The 4,081-nt window shown below is 32.9% G+C and carries 3 protein-coding genes; all 3 read left to right on the forward strand.

The window, feature by feature from the left end:
• Positions 1-472 precede the first annotated feature (472 nt).
• Positions 473-1,981: an FAD-dependent oxidoreductase gene (locus tag L3B98_RS28735; RefSeq protein ID WP_343073715.1), complete on the forward strand. Its 1,509-nt coding sequence runs from the start codon at positions 473-475 to the stop codon at positions 1,979-1,981.
• Between the two features lie 232 nt (positions 1,982-2,213).
• Complete coding sequence (locus L3B98_RS28740) at positions 2,214-3,161, forward strand: flavodoxin family protein (RefSeq protein ID WP_238919210.1); 948 nt, start codon at positions 2,214-2,216, stop codon at positions 3,159-3,161.
• A 156-nt stretch (positions 3,162-3,317) separates the two neighbouring features.
• Positions 3,318-3,869: a DUF1097 family protein gene (locus L3B98_RS28745; RefSeq protein ID WP_015391828.1), complete on the forward strand. Its 552-nt coding sequence runs from the start codon at positions 3,318-3,320 to the stop codon at positions 3,867-3,869.
• Positions 3,870-4,081 lie beyond the last annotated feature (212 nt).

The following is a 4,081-nucleotide window of genomic DNA, read 5'->3' on the forward strand; positions in this document are numbered from 1 at the left end:
GTTACGATTATAATTTCTCAATGATGTATGTATATTCCATTTATAAGTTTGATTATTAATTTGGATATCTATAATATGTAAGTTCTAATTAAGATTTTACATCTGACATCAAGAAATCCTAAGGGGATTTCTTGACTAATGATAATTAATAATTGAAACGTATACATAATAAATAAATGAAAACGTTTATTTATTTGGCTATAATATATTCAAATTAATTATAAACTATTTTGGATTTGTTGAAAAGAGACATTAGTTAGCAGAGTGTAGGAAGATATTAGTTTCAAAGGTTATAAGAAAGATGTGTATAACTTTTTGTTATACGTAGGTATGCTTTTTTGTTATTAGACTATGTATACGTTTAAATATATAATTTGGTTATAACGGATATATTTAAAAGGTGTATATGTTATAGGTATATTGTTCACAAAACAATATATTGAAATGTTTTGAATTGAAATGTTAAAAAATAATCAAAGTATACATGGAGGGATTTTTAATGAAAAGTATGGAAACAGATGTAATTGTGGTTGCAGCAGGACTTTCAGGACTTGCTGCTGCAGTATCAGCAGCAGAAAATGGTGCGAGAGTAATAATGTTTGAAAAATCTAATACAACTGGTGGAGCTGCAAATATGGGAATGGGACCACTTGGTGTAGGCTCATCAATTCAAAGAAATCAAATGGTAGCACTTACTCCAGGAGAAGCTTTTAGAAAGCATATGTATTTTACTCATTATCGTGTAGATGCTCGTATGGTTCGTGATTATTATTTTAAATCAGGAGACACTATTGATTGGCTTGTAGATATGGGAGTTGAATTTTTAGGGGTATCAAGAGCTTTTGGAGCACCAGAAAATACAAGAGCATATTCCGATGGAGAATTCACATGGCATGTTGTAAAACCAGAAGGTGGTGGAGCTCCAGGTCCTCGTGCAGCTACAACAATGACAAAGAGAATGACAGAAAAGGCAAGAGAGTTAGGTGTGGAAATTATTTTTGAAACACCTGTTAATAAAATTATTATGGAAAATGGTGAAGCTGTTGGAGTAATAGCTAAAAATAAGGATGGAGAAGAAATCGAAGCAAGAGGTAAAGCAGTTATTTTAGCTACAGGTGGCTTTGGAGATAATCCTCAAATGATTAAAGAACAAACAGGCTATGAATTTGGAAAAACTATTTTCAACTTTGCTATCCCAGGTATGAAGGGTGATGGAATTAAAATGGCATGGGAAGCAGGTGCTGGACATACACCATGCATAATGGAATTAATGTATCAATTACCAGATAATATGAATCACTTCATACTTGATGGTGCCTTTCGTCAACCTTGTCTTTGGGTAAATAAACTAGGACAAAGATTTATGCCAGAAGATCAAATTGGAAATACAACCTTTACTGGAAATGCAATTACTGCACAGCCTGGAAATGTAGCATATTCAATATTTGATAGTAAACTTCTTAAGAAATATAAGAAAAGAGGAGCAGATATAGTATCTCATGTACATCCACATGATCTATATGACCATTTTGATGAACAGTGGGAAAAAGATCTTGAAGCTGGATATGAACCAATAGCTCAAGCAGATACTATTGAAGAACTAGCTGAAAAAGCAGGGGTTGATGTAGCTGGGTTAGTGGCTCAAGTAGAAGAGTACAATGACATGTGTGCTCAAGGCTTTGATGAATTGTTTGAGAAAGATAGACAATATATGCAACCAATTGAAAAAGGACCTTTCTACATCTGTCGTCAAAATGTTGGAGCTTATGGTTCAGTAGGTGGAGTTCTTATTAATCATAAAACAGAAGTTATGACTGGAGACTATAAAGTAATTCCTGGTTTATATGCTGTTGGTACAGATGCATGTAACATTTTTGGAGATAGTTATCCGTTTATATTATCAGGAAATACAATGGGCTTCTGCTTAAACAGTGGACGTATTGCAGGGGAAAATGCAGCAGCTAAATCAAGCGATTTTTAATTAGTTAAGGGTTTATACTTGGCAGGTGATTTAAATTACTTGCCAAGCTATTCAATAAATAAAGGGTTAGATAATAAACTATATATGATATAAAAAAGAATTGTTGAAAATTTAAAGATTTCCAAAGGAAATCGCCATTCATTGATGCCCTAAAAGGGTACCCAGTGGAGTATTGAACATTAATAATTGAAATATATAATTTATAAAAATTTAAAAGGTAAGGTGAAATAATATGAGTAAATTTAAAGTTATGGGAATTACGGCTGGAAGACATGATGGAAATTCGGAAATTTTATTAAAACAAGCGCTTCTTGAATGTGAAAAAGCAGGTGCAGAAGTAATAATGGTAAATCTTCATGATTATCATATAGAAGATTGTACAGGCTGTACTGCATGTTCACAAGGAATGGCAATGGGAAAACGCGTTCCTTGTACACTAAAAGACAAAGATGATAAAGATAAACTAACTACCGCTTTACTAGAACAAGATGCAGTAATAGTTTCAGCTCCAACATATGACTTAATGCCTTCTGCTACATATTTAAAATTTGCACATAGAAATTTAGCATATGAATCTTCCTTTTTACAATCAATTGGTGCAATTGAAAAAAGAGATAGAGTAGCTGGAATTATTTCAGCTGGAGGATCAACGCGTTCATGGCAGTCTATGGCTTTAGAATGCATGGGAGCAACTATGTTTACACATTCCTTTAAAATTGTTGATATGATTTTAGCAAAAAGAGTGCCTACTGCTGCACAATGTTTATTAAATGATGAACTTATGGAAAGAGCATCAGAAATGGGGAAAAATATAATGAAAGCCCTTGAAACACCTGTAGCTGAAAGAAAATGGTTAGGAGAGGAAGGCTTTGGATGGTGTCCGAATTGTCATTCAAATGCACTTGTAAAAGGGGAAGTGCAATGGGATGGAACATATTGGCCAATTGAATGTCAAGTATGTGGTGCAGGTGGAGACTTAGAGAAGGATGAAAAAGGAGAATGGAAGTTTGTAATAGCTGAAAATGGATTGATTCGTGACCGTATGACAGATGAAGGTCGTCAACATCATTTAGTAGAAATTGGTGAAACCCATGGAATCTTCTATGTGCCGGAAAATAGAGCAATAATCAATGAGAAAATTAAAAGATTTAAAGAATTGAAATTTCCAACAATTGAGTAATAATTAATAAAAATGTTTAAGCAGCAAAGGGACTAGCTTTTCATAATGTTGATAAATATAGTAACCTAGCTGCTATTTTTCTAAGTTTATATAAAGAAATGGACGTAGAAATATAATACTTAATGACTATATCGATTTTATATTGGAGGAATCATTATGAAAATAAATAGAAAAGTAAGATTAGTTCAAGCATTATATGGTTCAATTATATTAACTGTCATGATGCAGCCTATAGGAATGTTGGGTTATGGTAGTTACATTTGGATGTTGTTTATGCCATTATTACTATTTTTTGCATTTGGTGCTAACTTTAAGATTATACCATCCATGATAGTCTCGTATATATGTGGAGTGGCATGGGCACTTGTTAATGGAGTTTTAGCTGGACTTCTAGGAGGTCTTCTACCAGAAACAATGGTTAATATAGCCGCACCTATAATTGTGATATTCTGTATTTTAACCGTTCATGAAAATTTCTTAGCTAAAACTATAGTTGGCAATGTACCTGCTTTATTTATGGGCTTAGCATCAACGTTTTTCTCATTCTTGATTGTTCCAGCTAATGCACCAGCTATAACACCGGTACATTTAATAGGATTTTTCTTATATGGAATTTTACTTTCAGTTATATTAGCAGGTGGTGGCTTTGCAGTGTGTAGTTTGATATTTGGTAAAGATAAAGTTATTGAAGTGTTTGAAGGAAAATAGACGAGTTTAATTGTATATATGTTGTAAAAAGAATTGTCCAACAAGTGAATTTTTAATTTTAGACAATAATAAAGTTGTAAGGAATATTACTTAAAACTCACAAATTTAATAGAATAACTTAAAGAGCTATGCACATCTGAAAAGAGTGGCTATGCCACAATACGCACCTATAAAAAGAGTGGCTATGCCACAATACGCACCTATAAAAAGAG

The organism is Clostridium sp. YIM B02555, assembly GCF_022320955.1.
GTDB lineage: Bacteria > Bacillota > Clostridia > Clostridiales > Clostridiaceae > Clostridium > Clostridium saccharoperbutylacetonicum.